Origin of the sequence: Nitrosomonas sp. Nm34 (assembly GCF_900113925.1) — a bacterium.
Taxonomy (GTDB): Bacteria; Pseudomonadota; Gammaproteobacteria; order Burkholderiales; family Nitrosomonadaceae; genus Nitrosomonas.
Genome location: NZ_FORD01000031.1, coordinates 1 through 17,999, shown reverse-complemented (window position 1 = coordinate 17,999; position 17,999 = coordinate 1). Strand labels below are relative to the sequence as shown.

The window sequence follows — 17,999 nt, the reverse complement described above, 5'->3', positions numbered from 1 at the left end:
TCCATTAATGCGGAGGCACTCATTCATCAGGGGTGTTGCCAGTAAGCAGATCGATTTCTGCAAGCGCCTTGTTATAGTTGGCTATTGCTGTCGCCCGGTTGATTTCATAGTTGAATACCGTCATCTGACTATCGAGCAGCGTGAGAAAATCGACTCGATTAACCCGGTAAGCAGCCAGCGCTGATTCAACTGTCAGTCTGGCCTGTGGCAGAATAGTCGTTTGATATAACTGTACCGATTTGAGATTTTGCTCAGCCGTTGCTCCTTGTTGACGCAGTTTTGCCGCAATCTCATTACTTTGCGCCTGATAGAGATCCAATGCCTGATGGTACATCGCTTGCGATTCCGCAATCCGTGGTTCGATTTTACTGTTACGCCATATTGGGAGGTTCACCGCCACAGTCAGGCTGACCATGTCAGGACGCGATGTGTTATCCAGCATCCTATCCCGCTGACCATACGAAAGGCGCACATCAAAATCAGGGTAGGTTTCTTTTTGCACGAGCTCCACTGCTTTTTTATTGCGGGCAGTAAGGCTTTGCAATGCTAATAATTGCGGCCGCTGCGTCATGGCTCTCTCTCGCAATGAATCCAGATTTAAGGAAGTTTGATGCATGGGTAGCGGCTCAGGGATCAGTTCTCCAGCATAGGTACTACGACCAAGCGTGCGAATAAGCTCTGCTTCAATCATGGGTCGTTCGCGAGCCAACCTGAGCAGTTCATCCAACATTCTGGAAACCTGTGTCTGGGCCTTCAGGACATCGGCCTGGCTTCCTTCCCCTACTTGATAACGGCCTTCGGCAATCTGCAAAAAGTGCTCAAGAATCAGCTTGTTTTTTTCGACCAATCGGGTCATTTCTACGATAAGTCCAAGGTCAAAATAAGCGATTCTCAGATCACGTACTACCCGATTCACGGTTTCCTGATAGCCATAACTCATCGCTTCTGCATCTTTACTCGCGACTTCCTTGCGCAAACCACGTTTTCCCGGAAAGGGAAAACGCTGAGACAGACCAATCATTTTCATAGTCATATCCTCGCGATTGAATGGCGAAGATGCCAAAGGCGCATTGATCACTCCCGCTTCCAGCATGGGATCATCCAGTGCCTCTGCGGGTGATATTCTCTGCTGAGCTGCTTCACGCTCCCGCAGTGATACTTGAATTTCCGGATTGTTCTGCAGAGCCTCCGTGATGAGGGTGGTTAGCGGCGTAACCTGCTTGCCACTGACTGTGGGTTTATCTTGCTGAAATATCGTTGGATAAGCTGAGTTTGAAGCACCTGCCTGTCCATCGAACGGAATCATCGCCCCTGAAATCCATACCGCGATCATTCCATTACTGATTATGGAAAAAATATTTCTAGCATTGTCTGGCGATGAGGCAATCATTTTGCTCTCCCTAACGTATTTTAGTCTAGATATCTATTCTATTTACTCGGCTGAATATGCGTAATTACATAGTCCCCATTCGATTGAATGAAGGTAAAAGCCACACTGTCACCCACCTTGATTTCTTGCATGATCGCATGATCCATGATCTTGAAATTCATGGTCATAGCAGGCCATTTGAGCGATGCAATCGGACCATGGGCAAGTTTCACGATGTTCTTATCAAATCAACCGCTTTTACCGTTGCCATTCCCTCATGGGATACAGCGGCTGCATCAGCAAACGGCATGGTGATCAATCCAGCCAATACGAACACAACATAAACACTGACAAAAACACTTATTACATTCCGTTTCATGATCCTCACTCCTGAATAAATAACCACTCTCTGCATACAAATCGATATGACGATCCAAACAGACACATTTATCCTGGTACACTGGTAGGACACCCTGCGCTTTCCTCTCAGCGAGGCAAGCAGCACAAATTTGGGAAACGATTAAGAATATTTATTGAATCGAATGGGTTTTGCTGACGTCGACAGACGTGCAATCCAGTCAATCAATGAGGAGAGGAAGGAATGGGGATGAAAAGACGCAGGAACAGCAGATACAAAGGCGGCCCGATCGCGGGTATGAATGCAATATAAAAAGTATGGGATGAAAAACCAAGGAGCACACCCATCACAACCATTATCACCGGTAACCCGACGATAGCATCAAGCGACGCAATCTCACCTGTAAGCTTGGGTTTACTTACCGAATATTCACAATTAGCCAGACAAACTCGCTCACTAGGCGAAGCAGGCTCGGCACAAGACCCTTCCATATGCTCCATGCTCTGCATTACTGGCAGATAGGGCATCACCAGACAACCCTCCAGCATGATCTTTGCCTGCACGACTAACAGTGAAATGAGCAATATCCCGCTCAACAGCCGTTTCGAATAGTGCAAGGAAAACTGACGGGAGGAAGTAGAAAGGGTCCAGTACATCATGCTGAAAAGCACATCCTTAAAACCGGGAGCCGAATCTTGCTACTTTGCTGAGTGAACATTACTTGATCTCTGCAGCCATTTTACGGTGGGAATCAGCCATATCCCTATTCGCTTTTGCAGCCTGTTCGTATAGATGGGCCAAAGCCGCAGTATGATCCTGCAAATCCTGTGCCTGTCTACCATAGTGGGGAGCATTTGTTTCGTATTTCTCAAGCACCTTCTTATACTCTTGTGCTTTTAACTGCAGATCTTTAGCAGCCGCTTCATAATGTTTGGCTAGCGCCTCATGGTCAGCAGGCGTTTTAGCATTCTGGATAGCCTGCGTCATATCCATTGGATGAAGATGCATGTGTGCGCAGGAAGTCAATGAAGCAAGAACAAGCAAAATGACAGAAACCTTACATATTTTCATGGCATCGCTCCTGAATGAGTTGAAGTATAGCGCTAGCAATTAAGGCTAATTCTTGAGACGATTTACAATAATGCAGTCTACTATTAAATTTCACCAAAAAAAGATTTTATAGACACGGCCCAGCCAGCACCACTTGTGTACCCCCTCAATTCGCCCTTCAAGTCTTTTGGTCTCAACTGCGGCGAAAGGTATCCCGACACATAGGTAAAATCTCAAACTAAGATAGCCTCAATTGCAGGGGTGCAACCACAGGTATCAGTGAAACAGGTTAGGAATATTTTAGAAGAACTACTCCCATTTCTAAATCAAAACTGATTTTGGCAGCTTCTCTTTATCTCACTATTTTATACTGTCTGCAGTTCGCCTTCGCGGCACTTTTGATTGAGAAATGGAATAATAACTCCCCATCTAAGTTAAAAAAGCTAGTAGATGAGGAGTGCTGTCTTGTATCAGATAAAGATAAAACTCAATCCCGTTCTGTTTTCAAAATGTTTCCGTTAGCATCCAATTCGAGTTCGAACTCCTTCCCTTCTTCCTTGATTTCCACCTCGTAGCCAGTAACCGTCCCATCAGGTTTCATTAACTTCTCTGCCTCCTTGATGGTTGCTTTTGGATGTACCTTGGAAATAGCTTGAACTATTGATTCAGGCAGTTCTTTGACATCAATGGTCTCTTCCTTCTGCAGGACTTCACCCTCAGAGCTATACAGAATTTCGTACTCCTTGCCATTTTCTTTGTATTCCACTTCATAAGCTTCTTTACCTTCGAACATCTCCTTCTCAAATTCTACCTTCTTAGCATTGGGGTAAGCCTTTTCAAAAGCTTCGAGGACTGCTTTGGGTACTTGATCCTTGCTCACTTCCTTTTCACTGGCATTTGCCTGGCTGAATGCTGCTAAAAAAGTGGCTAGTGCCACCACAATCCAAAGTTGCATTTTCATAAAACCCTCCTTTGGCCGTAGCCGAATATGCACTCATTAAAACCTATCGATCTGTCTGCCTTTACAAGTAAAGATCGAAAAGATCGCAACGAAAAAATTTTCGTTGATTTCTATCTACTCTTTAGCTGAACGATTGTCAATATTTTCATAACTATTAAAATTGTTCAAAGTAACGAATCTGGAATCTGGCAACGAGATAGCCTGGTTCCTATGCGCTGCTGGTAAAACTGGTCTAGAAGATGGCAAATTTGATTTATGGTTGCGATCGATCATATTCAACCAGCGAAGCTGAGTTTGCTGCTAATTTCATTTCCACATCAAGCATGACACGAAAACGTGTCGCAGACAGTCTCAATAATATGGCAAGGAAAAGCGGACAAAACCCTGTTTAATTGTGAAATGGAATAAAATAAAAATTTGCAAAAAAAAGTCTATTACCCAATTGGAAAATATATTGTTACGGTGGTTTCCGGAAAAAACCAAAGTCCATGCGCATCAATGGTTCTTTTCGACAGCATGTGTTTATGCCATGCTGATGGTGCCATTGGCTATGCTGGCAAGACATGGTTACGGGCCGGAAGCACTAGCTGCGCCAACTGGCCATGCTTTTGAAATGCTGTTCGGTTTCGCTTTGGCTTTGGTTGCCGGTTATCTGCTGGGACCTATGCCTGCGCGACGATTAGCCCTATTCATGATTTCGTGGCTATTGGCACGGATAATGGGATTAGTCGACGCTGCCAGTTGGCTGACTTTGGTCAGTAATGCTGCCTTTGTCACGTTGTTTGCCTGGCATTTACTGCCTCGTCTATGGGTCGCAAAGAAATGGCGTAATCGGATGTTGGTGCCATTGCTCGGTCTGATTTGCACCATTACGATTATAATCATTCTGATGAATCAGCTTGACTATCACCGGTTGCATCGTTATTTACTGGATGAAAGTGTGCAATTATTCGCGTTATTAATGCTGTTCATGGGAGGACGCATGCTGGCGCCAGCAGTAGCCGGCGAGTTTTATCGTCAAGGTAGGGAGCTCGAGGCAAGGGTGCAGCCGCATATCGAAGCTGGGTTAATTGTGACCGTTACAACGGCTTTCGTGCTGACTCCGATTGCAGCTTCAGTATCAGGCATTTTGCTGATCATGAGTGGAGTTTTGGCGGCTATCCGGCTGATTCGCTGGCAATTATGGCATTGCCTGGCGCGACCTGATCTGATTTGTCTAGGGGCAGGCTATTGTTGGCTGGCAGTGGGGCTCGTGCTATTAGGCGGGGTAAAGCTGAGTGGAGGTGACTATTTTAGTACCGCAGTTCACGCCATCACCGTGGGTGCGTTAGGTACCCTTGCCAGCAATGTAATGGTGCGCGTGACCCTGCTGCATGTTAAACAATATCCTTCGCGTATACCGCAGATCATGATAATCACTGTTATCATGACCATTGCCGCACTCATGCGCATAGGCGCTGATTTTAGTGTTTATCGGGAAATAGTATTGGCTACCGCAGCAGTAGCATGGAGCACTAGTTTTTTGCTCGTTTTATTTGTTTTGCTGGATAGCCTAGCTACCACATCGTTTCGCAAATCTGTGAGACGACAGTCACTGGCAGCAGATAAGACTTAATCCAATTTTCGATTTATGATTTATCTAGCCACAAATAGAAACATAGAAACTATAAATTGATTGTCTACTTAATACGATGCAACACGAATAAAAACCAATTGATCCAACAGCAAATGGTGTTGGTTTCATACATACTATTTTAATCATATCTCAACTCCACCTTACCAATCTGAGGTTCTTTCCCCTCGATCAATTCACTTAAAAAACGATAAAAAGTATCGGCCGAGGGTGGGCAGCCGGGCAGGAAGTAATCTATTTTGACCACTTCGTGGACGGGGTACACTTTATTGAGCAACAAGGGTAATTCCGGATCGTCCGGAATATGCGGATTGATCATGTCCGGGGTCTTCACATAGGCTTCCTCCAGACATTCCTTCAGGCTGAAATGATTACGCAAGGCGGGCACACCACCATTGATGGCGCAAGCGCCGACTGCAACCAGAATCCGGCAATTAGCCCGGTAGGTACGCAGCACATGCACGTTTTCCGCATTACAAACGCCGCCTTCAATCAGACCAATGTCACAGTGGTCGAGCTGTTTGATATCGGTGAAAGGAGAGCGATCGAATTCGATATGCTCCAGCAGCTCGATAAGGCGTTCATCCATATCCAGAAAGGACATATGACAACCAAAACAGCCCGCTAGCGAAGTAGTCGCTAATTTAAGCTTGGGCTTATGAGTCATCAGATTTGGCTCCTGCGATGTATATTTTCTCCAAACCAATTTCGTTGATTTTGTGTTGGTCGAAGATGCGCTTACCGATGGGGGCGTCGTAGCCATGCTCCTTAATCAGGATGGCGCCTACCGGACAGATCCTGGCAGCCAGATCGCTAGGCTCAATATCGCTATCAACCAGCTTGCCACTGGCTGTATTGACAATCAGACTGGCATGAGTGCCGCGCCCGGCAATGGCAAAAACATTTTTACCATCCACTTCGCGACTGGCGCGCACACATAGGCTACATAGTATGCAACGATCCCGATCCAGCATGATGGTCGGATGGGAGGCATCAACCTCGCGCACTGGGAACTGGGCTGGAAAATGTCCATGCAGCATGCCAAGATGATAGGCCATCGCCTGTAAAGGACAATTACCGGTTTTCTCGCACGAGGGGCAGATGTGATTGCCCTCGATAAACAGCATTTGTGTTAGCGCTTTACGGGCTTCGTTGAGTTCAGGAGTATTGTTGCGAATCCGTTGTCCGGCTGCAGCTGGGCTGGTACATGCCGTTAATGGTTTGCCATCGACTTCAACGGTACACAGCTTGCAGTTGCCTTGCGGCGTGATACCCGGAAAGTGGCAAAGATGGGGAATATAAACACCTGCCGCCAAGGCGGCATCCATGATGGTCTGCCCATGGACAAACGGAATTTCCCGGTCATCGATACGAATAAATTTAGATTCTGGCTCTGTCACCATGCTAATCCTGCCCTTGCTCAAGATGTGCTTCCTTACCATCATGCCGTGTCAGCTGGCGGGCTTCTTGCAAAGCAGCATTCAACTCGAACCGCGCAGTATAGTCATATTGAGTCAACTGCTGCTCAAAAGCCTGCGGAAAATGCTGCAACCCATCCAGAATGGAATTAGCTGCAGTATGACCTAGCCCACAATGAGAGTAGCGCCTGACCAGCTCGCTGACACGCTGGAGCTCAGCCATATCGTTGCGTGCCCCCTGCCCGATCATGATTTTATCAAGACCTTGCTTCAGCAAGATCGTTCCAACCCGGCATGGCGTACAAAAGCCGCAGCTTTCATGGGCAAAGAAGGTAGCAAACTGATGAATGATGGTTAGTATGTCACGCTCCTGATTAAAAATCATAAAAGAGCCGCCAGTACCTACGTCTTCAAACGCTATCTGGCGGTGAAAAGCAGTTTGATCAAGCAATGTACCGGCAGGGCCTCCTACCTGTACCGCTTGCGCATTGTCAGCGCCACACTCCTCGAGAATCTGTTGGATAGTAACCCCAAATGGATATTCATAAATGCCGGCAGCGGCACAATCACCGCTTATACTCAATAGTTTACTTCCGGTAGACGCAGGTGTGCCTACTGCGGTAAACCATGCGCTGCCCTTATAAGCAATATGGGTTGCTGCGATTAATGTTTCGACATTATTCACCACAGTAGGCTGCCCAAGATAGCCGTGCGTCACCGGAAAGGGCGGGCGGCTACGTGGAATACCAGGTTTTTCTTCGAGGGATTCGATCAGAGCTGATTCTTCGCCGCAAATATAGGCGCCTGCTCCCACCACGATATCAATATCAAACTCCAACCCAGTCTGCCCCAGAATAGCTGTTCCCAATAAGCCGAGTTTGCGGCGATGCATCAGTGTAGCTTGTAGATGCGGCAATAAATACCGGTATTCTCCACGCAGATAGATAAACCCTTGATAGGCCCCAATGACATAAGCACAGATCGTCATGCCCTCACACAATGCATCGGCATGCTGTTGTAATAACATTCGATCCTTGAAAGTACCAGGTTCCCCTTCGTCTGCATTACATACCACATAATGCGCCTCCCCCGCTGCTTGCTGGCAAAGACGCCATTTCAGTCCTGTGCTGAATCCGGCACCCCCTCTGCCACGCAGTTTTGATTGAATAATTTCGGTAAGCGTTCCCTCTCTGCCCCGCGTTAGCATTGCACGTAAACCATCGCCAGCCGATAGACTACTATCTAGTAGCAGCCCTCGTTTATAAATGTGATCCTTGACATGAAACCAGGCAGATGGCCATTCATTCAACGGCTTATCAGCTTCGATCAGAGCAGCCATCTGTTCAATCTTCTCCGCATCCACATGGACCAGCGGTACGCCATTAATGAGCAGTGAAGGACCATGGTCACACATACCAATGCAGGAAGTTTCATCTATGCTGACCTGCTCGTCTTTACGCGTCTGGCCTATGTTGACGCTCAGCTTTTGGGAAAGCAGGCGAAGTAAATCGGTTCCTCCCGCTCGATAACCGCAGCTGGTGCAATTACTGAACAGAATATGATAATGACCACAAGGGGTAGAATAAAAGAAAGCATAAAACGCAACCACGGCTCTTACCTGACTGACAGGCAAACTCAATTGTGCAGCCACCTCGCAAATCGATGCCTCCGAAATATATCGGTGCTTTTGCTGCAATTCATGCAGAATATGGAGCAAATGCAGGTGTTCAGACACGGTTAGTTAGGCGCTCTTGCGTGCGGTTATCTGAATCTCGATTCGCATGCGCGGATCGGACAAGCCAGCCGCAATCATCATGGCCGCCGGGCGCACCTTGCCGAGATACTTGCGAAAAATTGGCCAGCACAGTTCAAAATCAGCTGCATTGGGTAGCACATAAGTCACCCGCACAATATCTTGTAAACCGGAGCCTGCCTGCCGCAGGGCTGATTCGATATTCTTGAAGCACTGCTCGGCCTGCTCAAGCAGATCTTCCGAAATAGTCATAGTGGAATAATCAAAGCCTGTCGTCCCTGAAACAAAAATCCAGTCCCCTTCCACGACTGCACGCGAATAGCCAATTTCTTCTTCAAAAGTGGAACCTGAGCTGATCAACCGCCTTGTCATATACTATCTCCCATAGAATAAAGATAAAAGCCTTGTTCGATAATGATCGACTGATATAGCAAATAAAGTCAACTATGTAGATTAAAATGTGAATAACTAATCAATTAGCTCCGCTCTACCAAAGCTACTCAAGGGCAGTAACAAAACAGTAACAGCACCTGCAGAGCCCGGCTGCTGAATGAAAGGGACAAAAGCGCTCTCGTACCTATTATGAGCCTGCTCAATCAGTCAATTAATTTGCTCCACACGAATAAAAAGCTGAATCTGCGATTTTGATTGTGTAAGTCGCAGCAGAACTAGCTCTTACTGAGACAAATATATTACGCGCACAACATCTGCGCTTTGAGTAAGTCATCTAGCCGGATACTGTCTATAGCTCGACTTTGCATCATTCCGATTTAGAAATAGCATTATTTATAATGTCAATATCTTGCCGCATCATGTTTAATTTGGAAATGGGAAATGAAATAAGTTCAAGAGAAAACCAGGATATCTACATTCATTGCTTAATGTTATATCATCCTTACCATATCTCCCTTCTTCTGCAGGGTATGCTGATTCTTCATTCCGATCAGTCAAAAAAATTTGACGTTCTTATTAGCCGGGTAGATTATGTTACTTGAGGATGGTATAACAATATAAATTTTGACCAGATATTCATCTCGTAATTTGCATTAAGTCATTCACTAAACGCCCAAACAATGTATCGCTGGATTCTGCTTCAAATTGCTTCAGTACTGGTTGCTGTCGTTATCAGTATGGTTATTATTGGCGAAATTCTGACCGGACCTGCTTCGACTGTTGTTGGCGTTTTGATACCCGATTTTCCGGTGGAATCGGTAGAGATTGCAACTAGCCAGAACTATAAAGTCCATGGCTGGTTGGCACGAGGCATCAGGGGTCATGGCGCTGTAGTGCTTGTCCATTCCATTCGTAGCAATCGCCTGGAAATGCTTGGCAGGGCCAGATTTCTAAATGAACAAGGATACAGTGTATTATTAATTGATCTGCAAGCTCATGGAGAAACACCGGGCGAACGAATTACTTTTGGTATGCGTGAGTCGAAGGATGTTAAGGCGGCTGTTGACTATCTGCGAGATAATTTTCCTGGTGAACGTATTGCCGCCATCGGCGTCACCCTAGGTGCAGCCGCGATCACACTGGCAGATCCACCTTTGAAGCTCAATGCTATTGTGCTGGAATCTCTTCATTCTACATTTGAAGAAGCCGTTGAGAATCGACTAAAACTTCATCTAGGTGAATTCGGCCTATGGCTTAAGCCTTTCTTATTATCCTACTTATCCTTGCTTCTGGATGTTTCAACGGATCAACTCAATCCCATTGATCGGATAAGTAATCTAAATGCGCCTATCCTCTTGATTTCAGGTACGCACGACAGACATACGACCCAATCAGAGGCTGAGCGTTTATTTGATGCTGCTCTTCCACCCAAAGAACTGTGGATTATCCCAGGCGCAGGACACTATAACATGCATACTTACAACAACAGAAGCTATGAGGAGCGCGTTTCCTCGTTCCTATCCAAGTATTTATTGCAGTAGGATATTTTTATATTTTTTTATAAATCAATATGATAATTATATAACTCAAGGCAAATAGATCCTCATCATTTACAGAAAAGCTACTTACACGAATTTTTCCGATTTTGCAAAACATAAAGTTACCCGCATAGTTACCCGCATTTTGGTAATGTACTCTTAGAAGCTGCCAAGCAAAGCATTAGCCGTACTTTCCAAGTGTTATTTTCATCATGGCGATACGAATCAAATTTTCAGCAGTGCCAATGAAATTAATGAGAAGTTGAGAAAAACTGAGAAGCAATGAAACTGAAAAAATTGAAATCTAAAAAATTGAAAGCGTGGGAATGCAGGAAGATTGATGAGATTCAGGACAGCCCTAGTTCTGTGACTGATTCTGTTGCTAGTACCGCGTATTTGGCGCAAATTGCAAGTAGATCGGCATCAATACTCGGTTGCTTCGGTATGAATATGGCGATACCGAAGCCATCGTCGGTGAAGATGTAGACCATCTCGTAGCAACCGTCGTGCTCCTCCAGCGCCTTGAAGTATGGCGTGAAATCAGGTCGTCCGTAGCGGGCGCCGTCGAGGAGATTGCGTAGGATGGGGAAGCCGGTCTCCCGCTCCAGGACTACCACACTGTCGCCGGGCTCCACCATGACCATGTAGCCGTGGAGATCATAATCGTAGGGTTCACCGGCACAGATCTCAGAGAGCCTTTGCTATACCAGGCTGCGAATGGCGGGATCGGGAATGCGGTCTATAAGCAAAGGATCATTGAGGATTAACATTCAGGTCTCGCATAGGGGGGCTACCCATCGTTTCAAAAATAGAACTCAGAGAACTGAGTTAGCAGACTACACAGCTGTCAATCTCCAAGTCTATACTCTAACCACTTGCTAATTACAAGTGGTATCCCTTTCAAATCAAGAGTCAACCTTAGGAGGAAAATTATGCCATTATGGAAAGTTTATCATCCCGCTGGAGCATACACCGCTCAAGACAAAAAAGATCTATCCGAAAAGATTACCGGTATGTATGCGCGCGTTCCTATCCCCAAGTTCTATGTAGTCTTCATTTTTGAGGAAATAGCCAAGGACTCCTGCTTTGTGGGCGGCGAGCCAAATAACAAATTTGTCCGGTTCAGGGTCGATCACATTGCGAGGACGCTGCCCGGCCCGGTCATGCGGGAATGGTGGGTGAGAACGCTCGATGAGCTTATTGCTCCCTTCGTAAAAGACAGAGGCTACGACTGGGAGATTTCCATCGACGAAACACCTTTCGATCTTTGGTCTCTCCAGGGAGAAATACCGCCTCCTTTTGAATCTGTCGGTGAAAAGAGATGGATCAAGGAAAACAAGGCGAGCCCTTATACCGTGGCGGAAAAGCTTCCTGTTAACCTGGCATTTACTCCAGGAATAGCGGAGCGCTAGATCCGGGGGCCGTCCCCGTTGGGGCGGCCAGTTTCCCTGAGTCCAGCACCGACATGCGACACAAGAACACGAGCTCATCGTCCTGATCTTTACAGGAAGATGGGCGCACTCACTCACATCTAGCCGATGGAGGCACTATGGCTTATCAAACGATCAACCCTGCAACAGGCAAGCTGATCAAGACCTATGCAAACATATCCGACCCGGATCTGGAGACTGCAGTGGCGAGATTATGTCCACTGCAGCCGCTATCTTGCGCAAGAAAAGTGACGAGTACAGCCACTACCTGACGTTGGAAGTGGGCAAGCTTATTGCAGAGGCGCGCGCAGAGGTCGCTCTTTCTGCCGATATCCTCGACTACTACGCGCAGAAAGCTGAGAATTACCTGCAGCCGCGCGTGCTTTCCGAATCTCCAGGCGCTGAACTGCATATCGAGCCGATCGGGGTTCTGCTAGGCATCGAGCCTTGGAACTTACCCTACTACCAAATTGCAAGGGTAGCAGTACCGCAGTTGATAGTAGGCAATGTGCTACTTCTCAAGCATGCGGAAAACGTTCCTCAGTCAGCATTGGCTTTTGCTAGCCTTTTTGAGGAAGCTGGCGCACCGATCGGGGTGTACACGAACATCTTTGCCAGCATTGAACAGAGCGAAAGATTAATCGAGGATCCACGTATCCATGGTGTTACCGTGACTGGCAGTGAGCGTGCAGGCGCGGCGGTGGCCGGACGCGCTGGCCACAACCTCAAGAAGTCCATAATGGAGCTGGGGGGAAGTGACCCGCTCATTGTACTCGAAGATGCGCCGCTGGAATCTACGCTCGACTGTGCCTTGTTTGGGCGGATGTTCAATACCGGTCAATCCTGCGCGGGATCGAAGCGCATCATTGTCATTGGCAAGGAGCGCGGAACCGCGTTCCTTGATGGCTTCATCCAGCGTATGGCTTCATTGAAAGCAGGGGACCCCAATGATCCTGCTACAACGCTGGGGCCTCTTGCTTCAGAGAAGGCATTGAATCTTCTTCTGGATCAAATCAAGCTGGCTCGGAAGGAAGGGGGAAAGGTTGTGTTTGGTGGCGGAAGGATAGACCGCTCTGGCTTCTATCTGGAACCGACGGTATTGGCCGGCATCAGCGAGGAAAACCCAATCCATGCCCAAGAGTTATTTGGTCCGGTTGCCTCTTTCCGCGTCGTCAAGAATGAAAATGAAGCTGTCCGCCTGGCAAATGCAACCCCATTCGGTCTTGGCGCATCAGTGTTTACGGCTGACATCGAGCGTGGCCGCGAGGTTGCAGCAAAGATCGAAAGCGGCATGGTTTTCATCAACCAATCAGTATGGACGGCGGCTCAGCTTCCATTCGGCGGAGTCAAGAATTCAGGCTTCGGCCGTGAGCTCTCGGAGCTGGGCTTTAGTGAATTCGTCAATGAGAAGCTGATTAATGTTGCACCCCCGGTTCACCACCATGGAGGCGTGTCAGGTGAGGGTTAACAAATGGTTGCAGTGTATGCTGAGAAACGGCGCAGCGTTGGTATGAGGTTGCGCTTGTTCGGGATTTAATGGGAGCTCGCTTGGTAGCCGCTCTTAAGTCAGCTTAGTCCTCATGCAGTATCTCGAAACGCTGTGCGAGAAAATCAATTAACGCACGCACAGATGGCAAAAGACCGCGCCGGGACGGAAACACCACATGAATGATTTCCCGACACGGCGCCCAATCGGGCACCAGCCTAACCAATGAACCAGCCGCCAGCTGGTCTCGTGCCATGACCACTGGCATCTGCACTACACCGACACCGGCCACAGCGGCATCTCTTAGCGCGATCATGTCCGTCGTCGCGAAGCGTGGCGTGTGATGAAGCGTTGCGTGTGCGCCATCTGGCCCATACAGCACCCAGGTGTGGATTTGTTGCAGAACCCCGAGGGCCAGGCTAGGCCAATTGCTCAAAGCAGATGGTGCAGCAGGGAAGCCAAACTGCTGGACAAGGGCAGGGCTGGCTACCAAACATTGGCCTCGATCAGCCAAAACACGCATAACCAAGTCACTGTCCTGCAGGGGCGGTGGTCGCACACGAAGGGCGACGTCTACCGACTCACTGACCAGATCGATGCGTCGGTTGGTCGCCTCCATCTGCACAGTGACACGCGGATAGTGCACCATGAAATCAGCCAGCATCACTCCCACATAAGCATTCACCAATGGTATGGGGCATGTCATCCGTATTACACCCCGAGGTTCAGCTTTTAAAGCGTCTATTGCTTCCTGGGCCCCCTCAGCTTCCACGAGCATCGCCTTGCAATGCGTGTAATAAGTCTCACCGGCGTCGGTAACTGCAAAGTGACGTGTCGAGCGCTGGATCAGGCGCACACCCAGGCGCTCTTCCAGCTTGGCGATGCGGCGGCTAAGCTTCGATTTCGGCATGCCCAGGGCGCGGCTTGCCGGAGCAAAGCCGCCATGATCTACAGCTTGGACGTAGTAGTAGAGATCATTCAGGTCTTGCATAGGGGCCACCCATCGTTTCAATAATAGAACTCTGATAACTGATTTTGCAGACTACACACCTATCCGTTTCCAAGTCTATACTTTAACTACTTGCTAATTGCAAGTATAGCACTTGCTAATTGCGTTAGTAAGAGGTTCCCTACAGAAAGTGAGTTAACCAAAGGAGTATTGAAATGGCAATAAAACATCGAAGGTTGCGCAGCTATCCGCGAGCAGGTGTTCGTGCTTCCAGCATGCCGTTATTGCACGAATCAACGATGTATAAATTTGGCCTGCTGGGCCTGCTTGGAATAGTACTATTCTGGAACGGGCTTCAAGCCTTTGCCTGATAGGTGAAGTATTTGCGGGAGCGGATAATGTAACGGAACTTATCCCCATAAAACGTTTGATATTTATGGGGAGTGAAGTCAAGTCAGCGCAAACAGTAACAGGCAGTTAATTAAAGGAGTATTTAAATATGTCAACAACTCTGGAAACGTCGGGCTAAGCGAAGTCGGTAGGTCGGGACTACGACATGTCACTTTGGTACGACTCGAAATGATACAAGTTCGGTCTCATCACCATGCTGGCGGTGGCAATATTCTGGATCTGGTATCAGCGGACGTTTGACTACTCGCACGGGATGGACTCGATGGAGCCTGAATTCGAGAAAGTCTGGATGGGCCTGTGGCGCGTCCACATGATCGTCATGCCGATCTTTGCCCTGATCACCTGGGGCTGGAAGACACGCGACACGAAGGAGCAGCTGGACAATCTTGATCCCAAGCTTGAGGTCAAACGCTATTTCTATTTTATGATGTGGCTGGGCGTCTATCTCTTTGGGGTGTATTGAGGCGGCAGCTTCTTCACCGAGCAGGATACTTCCTGGCACCAGGTCATCATACGCGACACGAGCTTTACCCCGAGTCACGTAGTGGTATTCTATGGTTCCTTCCCGATGTACATTGTTTGCGGGGTGGCAACCTACCTATATGCCATGACACGTCTACCGCTGTACTCGCGAGGCATCTCCTTTCCGCTGGTGATGGCCATCGCTGGTCCGCTCATGATTCTGCCGAACGTGGGTCTGAACGAATGGGGCCATGCCTTCTGGTTCATGGAAGAACTGTTTAGCGCCCCGCTGCACTGGGGCTTCGTGGTACTTGGGCTGGTCGGGCCTATTTACCGGCGGCATCGTGGCACAGATCGTCACCCGATACTCCAACCTGACCGAAGTCATCTGGAATGGGCAGAGCAAAGTTATCCTCAATAATCAGATCGTACCATAAAGGGCTAATTGAGGAATCCGAGCAGTGGTCTAACTGCCTAAATCGCTCCGCTCCGCATTACAGGGGATGGGGCGATTTGCGATAAGCCATAGTAAACATTAGTAAACAGCATGCAGAGGATATAACGAATACACAGTTGAACCGTACATCAAGGAGCAATCAAATGATCAAGAAAGTGATACAGATCAATATTATTATCACCGCAGCACTTTACTGTGGCATGGCCGGGGCGCATGAGAAAGTGTCGATGGAGAAAGAGACATGCACTCGCCGGCTTGATGATGGCACCATGGTACATATGAGTGCCTCCCAGCAGCAACACGAACCCAGCGATCAATACTGCACAGAAATACCCAGGGAAGGGAATACTTTATTGGTAATAGACCTTGTGGATCAGGCTTTGCGCAACATCCCAGTCGGGATGCGCGTAGTACGGGGAACCAGCGAGGTTGATGATGAGACGGTGACATACCTGTGTCCGAATTCTCATCCGGACAGGGTAATGAGGGGAGAGACCAGTCTGGGTAAGGGGTTATATACGGTATTTATTACTGGAGACGCGGTACCTCCGGTACATTATGAGTATCCGTTGCGCGTACAGATGATCAATTATGCGAATATTTTTCGTGCTGCGATAGAGCCGATGATTGCATTGCTGCTGCTTACCCTGCTTGGCTACAAGCTGATGAAATCTCGGCAGGTATAGAATTGGTGGGCTTCGAGACGCTCAAAATAATAGGGGGCAGGGAATCTGCCGCCCGTAAGTGGAATCCTTTTTTACCTTTTTATTATGCTCAAAGTTATGACAACATCAAGCCAGATCAGCCGTTCCTTCTGCCCAGTCAGCTGTGCCCTGGACATATTGGGCGATAAATGGACACTGCTTATCGTTCGTGATCTCGTTTTCTCCGGTAAGCGATACTTCGGGGATTTTCAGAATTCCCCAGAAAAAATCTCTACCAATATCCTTTCGAACCGGCTTAAAAAGCTGGAAGAAGGCCATATCCTTTTACGACACCGTGATCCGGCTAATGCGCGCAAGGTTATTTATATGCCTACAGAAAAATGCCTGGATCTGGTGCCTCTAATCATGGAACTGGTACGTTGGGGTGCAAAATATGTTCCTGGAAGTAATGTACACAAGAATCTGTCTCAACGATTCGAACAGGACCCGGTGGAGTTTATGGCGGAAATACGACAATCGCTATATAGAGAATGAAGTGAACACCCTTGGTACTACTACCGGCGGCATATCAGCACCATGCCCCTAATAAGGCACCTACTCAACATTAAACTGCAATGCAGAAGGAATATTCTATGTTCACACAATCAAATGTCGAGCGTACGCTGTACGGATTCTGGCTCTCACCTTATATGAGTCAGGTCGCGCACTTCCTCTCGGAAACTGGTCTACCTTATCGCTATGAACGAGTGTCTCCGTATCAGGGGAGCACGCTCACGCCAGAGCACATGGAACGAAATCCTCTTGGGAAAATTCCCACTCTCAGGGATGTCAATGGGGTTGATATTTCGGAAAGCCACGCAATCTGTCGTTATCTCGCGAGAATCTACCCAGAAGCACGAAAGTTTTATCCTATTGATGATCCGATGCTCTGTGCAGAAGTCGATGCCAAGAATGACTTCATCACTTTCTCCATCGCTGGTCCATTCTTCAACTGGTTTGTTGTCAGCGCATATTTTCCAAAAGCCTGGAAACTCAAAATTGAAAAAGAAGCACATATCTACAATCTTTGTTCTGTCTTGCTAAGCAAAATGTGGTTGCCGCGACTAGTTAGCGGCTCGAGAATGGAGCCGTTCCTACTTGGCAAAGATCCTTTTCTGCCAGATTTCCAGTTGTTCTATACGCTCGAGCTTAGCCAAATGTTTTCCGAACTGTTCGAAATACCCGAGATGCATCTGTTTCGAGACAATCCTGCATTACAGACGTTTTACGATGCAATGTGTGAGCGCCCTTCTACCCTTGAAATACTGGCGGCCAAAGAATCAGAACTGGATGTTACCAAGAAGGAACTCTTCGGGGGGTTTGGGGCAGCCTATCTTAATAAGCATATCGACAGAAAAATCCTTGGAGGGATATTCGGACGCGAAGTCTGACCCATACATATTGCAGTTAGCATATTATACTTCTCGTGAATCAAAAATTGGTTTAAGTTAATGCGGCATAGTTGTGAATATATTAGAATTTTAATATGTCATCACATTACCTGCTCACTGCACAAGAAATTGCCAATTTAGAGGTGGCGCACCGTCAAACCAGAGACAAGCGTTATGCTGACCGGCTAAAAACGGTCTACCTGTTAGGTAAAGGCTGGTCGGTTACTCAAGTGGCT

General features: G+C 47.7%; 21 protein-coding genes and 1 pseudogene. 10 read left to right on the top strand and 12 right to left on the bottom strand.

Annotation, left to right across the window (positions count from 1 at the left end):
• Nucleotides 1–19: 19 nt before the first annotated feature.
• From BM283_RS11780 to BM283_RS11760, 6 genes are all read right to left on the bottom strand, one after another.
• Nucleotides 20–1,390: a TolC family protein gene (locus BM283_RS11780; protein WP_254776346.1), complete on the bottom strand. Its 1,371-nt coding sequence runs from the start codon at nucleotides 1,388–1,390 to the stop codon at nucleotides 20–22.
• Between the two features lie 38 nt (nucleotides 1,391–1,428).
• Nucleotides 1,429–1,602 (bottom strand): copper-binding protein, encoded by a 174-nt coding sequence (locus BM283_RS11775; RefSeq protein WP_175492117.1) that lies wholly within the window; start codon nucleotides 1,600–1,602, stop codon nucleotides 1,429–1,431.
• Nucleotides 1,599–1,748 carry a hypothetical protein gene (locus BM283_RS18885; protein ID WP_175492116.1) on the bottom strand — a complete coding sequence of 50 codons (150 nt, stop codon included), beginning with the start codon at nucleotides 1,746–1,748 and terminating at the stop codon, nucleotides 1,599–1,601. Before BM283_RS18885 ends, BM283_RS11775 begins: the two co-directional genes overlap by 4 nt.
• Before the next feature lie 203 nt (nucleotides 1,749–1,951).
• Entirely contained in the window at nucleotides 1,952–2,386 is a 435-nt protein-coding gene (locus BM283_RS11770; RefSeq protein ID WP_090693319.1) for a hypothetical protein, read from the bottom strand.
• Nucleotides 2,387–2,444: 58 nt separating this feature from the next.
• Complete coding sequence (locus tag BM283_RS11765) at nucleotides 2,445–2,798, bottom strand: hypothetical protein (protein WP_090693317.1); 354 nt, start codon at nucleotides 2,796–2,798, stop codon at nucleotides 2,445–2,447.
• A 466-nt stretch (nucleotides 2,799–3,264) separates the two neighbouring features.
• Nucleotides 3,265–3,738 (bottom strand): PepSY domain-containing protein, encoded by a 474-nt coding sequence (locus BM283_RS11760; protein WP_090693315.1) that lies wholly within the window; start codon nucleotides 3,736–3,738, stop codon nucleotides 3,265–3,267.
• Nucleotides 3,739–4,192: 454 nt separating this feature from the next.
• On the opposite strand from BM283_RS11760, the gene BM283_RS11755 reads away from it, so the two are divergent.
• Entirely contained in the window at nucleotides 4,193–5,353 is a 1,161-nt protein-coding gene (locus tag BM283_RS11755; protein WP_254776345.1) for an NnrS family protein, read from the top strand.
• 139 nt (nucleotides 5,354–5,492) lie between these two features.
• On the opposite strand, the gene BM283_RS11750 is transcribed toward BM283_RS11755, so the two are convergent.
• Genes BM283_RS11750 through BM283_RS11735 form a run of 4 tightly spaced genes read right to left on the bottom strand, consistent with a single transcriptional unit; the run spans nucleotide 5,493 to nucleotide 8,914 of the window.
• On the bottom strand, nucleotides 5,493–6,038 hold the full coding sequence (locus BM283_RS11750; protein WP_090693313.1) for an NADH-quinone oxidoreductase subunit B family protein: 546 nt from the start codon (nucleotides 6,036–6,038) through the stop codon (nucleotides 5,493–5,495).
• The gene (locus tag BM283_RS11745; protein ID WP_175492115.1) at nucleotides 6,028–6,774 is read right to left on the bottom strand and encodes a 2Fe-2S iron-sulfur cluster-binding protein; all 747 of its coding nucleotides are present in this window, start codon (nucleotides 6,772–6,774) and stop codon (nucleotides 6,028–6,030) included. Before BM283_RS11745 ends, BM283_RS11750 begins: the two co-directional genes overlap by 11 nt.
• Before the next feature lies 1 nt (nucleotide 6,775).
• Nucleotides 6,776–8,524 carry an NAD(P)H-dependent oxidoreductase subunit E gene (locus BM283_RS11740; RefSeq protein WP_090693312.1) on the bottom strand — a complete coding sequence of 583 codons (1,749 nt, stop codon included), beginning with the start codon at nucleotides 8,522–8,524 and terminating at the stop codon, nucleotides 6,776–6,778.
• A gap of 6 nt (nucleotides 8,525–8,530) precedes the next feature.
• Nucleotides 8,531–8,914 (bottom strand): RidA family protein, encoded by a 384-nt coding sequence (locus BM283_RS11735; RefSeq protein ID WP_090693309.1) that lies wholly within the window; start codon nucleotides 8,912–8,914, stop codon nucleotides 8,531–8,533.
• 701 nt (nucleotides 8,915–9,615) lie between these two features.
• Between BM283_RS11735 and BM283_RS11730 the strand changes: the two genes are divergently transcribed.
• Nucleotides 9,616–10,476 carry an alpha/beta hydrolase gene (locus BM283_RS11730; protein WP_090693308.1) on the top strand — a complete coding sequence of 287 codons (861 nt, stop codon included), beginning with the start codon at nucleotides 9,616–9,618 and terminating at the stop codon, nucleotides 10,474–10,476.
• Between the two features lie 344 nt (nucleotides 10,477–10,820).
• Here the strand turns inward: BM283_RS11730 and BM283_RS11725 are convergent, their stop codons facing one another.
• Nucleotides 10,821–11,111 carry a hypothetical protein gene (locus BM283_RS11725; protein ID WP_139225265.1) on the bottom strand — a complete coding sequence of 97 codons (291 nt, stop codon included), beginning with the start codon at nucleotides 11,109–11,111 and terminating at the stop codon, nucleotides 10,821–10,823.
• 294 nt (nucleotides 11,112–11,405) lie between these two features.
• On the opposite strand from BM283_RS11725, the gene BM283_RS11720 reads away from it, so the two are divergent.
• The 3 genes from BM283_RS11720 to BM283_RS11715 all read left to right on the top strand — a co-directional run bounded on the left by BM283_RS11720 (nucleotide 11,406) and on the right by BM283_RS11715 (nucleotide 13,371).
• Nucleotides 11,406–11,885, top strand: a complete 480-nt coding sequence (locus BM283_RS11720) for a tautomerase family protein (protein WP_090693304.1) — start codon at nucleotides 11,406–11,408, stop codon at nucleotides 11,883–11,885.
• A 137-nt stretch (nucleotides 11,886–12,022) separates the two neighbouring features.
• Entirely contained in the window at nucleotides 12,023–12,175 is a 153-nt protein-coding gene (locus BM283_RS19485) for a hypothetical protein (RefSeq protein ID WP_217646511.1), read from the top strand.
• Nucleotides 12,118–13,371, top strand: a complete 1,254-nt coding sequence (locus BM283_RS11715; RefSeq protein ID WP_217646509.1) for an aldehyde dehydrogenase family protein — start codon at nucleotides 12,118–12,120, stop codon at nucleotides 13,369–13,371. The genes BM283_RS19485 and BM283_RS11715 overlap by 58 nt, the downstream gene beginning before the upstream one ends.
• A 103-nt stretch (nucleotides 13,372–13,474) precedes the next feature.
• Here the strand turns inward: BM283_RS11715 and BM283_RS11710 are convergent, their stop codons facing one another.
• Nucleotides 13,475–14,380: a LysR family transcriptional regulator gene (locus BM283_RS11710; protein ID WP_090693301.1), complete on the bottom strand. Its 906-nt coding sequence runs from the start codon at nucleotides 14,378–14,380 to the stop codon at nucleotides 13,475–13,477.
• Between the two features lie 173 nt (nucleotides 14,381–14,553).
• Here BM283_RS11710 and BM283_RS18880 point away from each other — a divergent pair, with 173 nt between their 5' ends.
• From BM283_RS18880 to BM283_RS11690, 5 genes and pseudogenes are all read left to right on the top strand, one after another.
• On the top strand, nucleotides 14,554–14,709 hold the full coding sequence (locus BM283_RS18880; RefSeq protein ID WP_175492114.1) for a hypothetical protein: 156 nt from the start codon (nucleotides 14,554–14,556) through the stop codon (nucleotides 14,707–14,709).
• 185 nt (nucleotides 14,710–14,894) lie between these two features.
• Nucleotides 14,895–15,648 (top strand): annotated as a pseudogene (locus BM283_RS11705) (methane monooxygenase/ammonia monooxygenase subunit C).
• Between the two features lie 163 nt (nucleotides 15,649–15,811).
• A complete protein-coding gene (locus BM283_RS11700) occupies nucleotides 15,812–16,354 on the top strand; it encodes a hypothetical protein (protein WP_090693298.1) in 543 nt (180 codons plus the stop codon).
• A 96-nt stretch (nucleotides 16,355–16,450) separates the two neighbouring features.
• On the top strand, nucleotides 16,451–16,867 hold the full coding sequence (locus BM283_RS11695) for a winged helix-turn-helix transcriptional regulator (RefSeq protein WP_254776344.1): 417 nt from the start codon (nucleotides 16,451–16,453) through the stop codon (nucleotides 16,865–16,867).
• 98 nt (nucleotides 16,868–16,965) lie between these two features.
• Nucleotides 16,966–17,763, top strand: coding sequence for a glutathione S-transferase family protein (locus BM283_RS11690; RefSeq protein ID WP_175492113.1), 798 nt, complete (start codon nucleotides 16,966–16,968; stop codon nucleotides 17,761–17,763).
• Nucleotides 17,764–17,999: the final 236 nt, after the last annotated feature.

What these genes read in the sequence shown, in the direction of transcription:
- BM283_RS11780 (WP_254776346.1), bottom strand. Translation starts at nt 1,390, where the DNA reads ATGATTGCCTCATCGCCAGACAATGCTAGAAATATTTTTTCCATAATC.
- BM283_RS18885 (WP_175492116.1), bottom strand. Translation starts at nt 1,748, where the DNA reads ATGAAACGGAATGTAATAAGTGTTTTTGTCAGTGTTTATGTTGTGTTC.
- BM283_RS11770 (WP_090693319.1), bottom strand. Translation starts at nt 2,386, where the DNA reads ATGATGTACTGGACCCTTTCTACTTCCTCCCGTCAGTTTTCCTTGCAC.
- BM283_RS11765 (WP_090693317.1), bottom strand. Translation starts at nt 2,798, where the DNA reads ATGAAAATATGTAAGGTTTCTGTCATTTTGCTTGTTCTTGCTTCATTG.
- BM283_RS11760 (WP_090693315.1), bottom strand. Translation starts at nt 3,738, where the DNA reads ATGAAAATGCAACTTTGGATTGTGGTGGCACTAGCCACTTTTTTAGCA.
- BM283_RS11750 (WP_090693313.1), bottom strand. Translation starts at nt 6,038, where the DNA reads ATGACTCATAAGCCCAAGCTTAAATTAGCGACTACTTCGCTAGCGGGC.
- BM283_RS11745 (WP_175492115.1), bottom strand. Translation starts at nt 6,774, where the DNA reads ATGGTGACAGAGCCAGAATCTAAATTTATTCGTATCGATGACCGGGAA.
- BM283_RS11735 (WP_090693309.1), bottom strand. Translation starts at nt 8,914, where the DNA reads ATGACAAGGCGGTTGATCAGCTCAGGTTCCACTTTTGAAGAAGAAATT.
- BM283_RS11730 (WP_090693308.1), top strand. Translation starts at nt 9,616, where the DNA reads ATGTATCGCTGGATTCTGCTTCAAATTGCTTCAGTACTGGTTGCTGTC.
- BM283_RS11725 (WP_139225265.1), bottom strand. Translation starts at nt 11,111, where the DNA reads ATGGTGGAGCCCGGCGACAGTGTGGTAGTCCTGGAGCGGGAGACCGGC.
- BM283_RS11720 (WP_090693304.1), top strand. Translation starts at nt 11,406, where the DNA reads ATGCCATTATGGAAAGTTTATCATCCCGCTGGAGCATACACCGCTCAA.
- BM283_RS19485 (WP_217646511.1), top strand. Translation starts at nt 12,023, where the DNA reads ATGGCTTATCAAACGATCAACCCTGCAACAGGCAAGCTGATCAAGACC.
- BM283_RS11715 (WP_217646509.1), top strand. Translation starts at nt 12,118, where the DNA reads ATGTCCACTGCAGCCGCTATCTTGCGCAAGAAAAGTGACGAGTACAGC.
- BM283_RS11710 (WP_090693301.1), bottom strand. Translation starts at nt 14,380, where the DNA reads ATGCAAGACCTGAATGATCTCTACTACTACGTCCAAGCTGTAGATCAT.
- BM283_RS18880 (WP_175492114.1), top strand. Translation starts at nt 14,554, where the DNA reads ATGGCAATAAAACATCGAAGGTTGCGCAGCTATCCGCGAGCAGGTGTT.
- BM283_RS11700 (WP_090693298.1), top strand. Translation starts at nt 15,812, where the DNA reads ATGATCAAGAAAGTGATACAGATCAATATTATTATCACCGCAGCACTT.
- BM283_RS11695 (WP_254776344.1), top strand. Translation starts at nt 16,451, where the DNA reads ATGACAACATCAAGCCAGATCAGCCGTTCCTTCTGCCCAGTCAGCTGT.
- BM283_RS11690 (WP_175492113.1), top strand. Translation starts at nt 16,966, where the DNA reads ATGTTCACACAATCAAATGTCGAGCGTACGCTGTACGGATTCTGGCTC.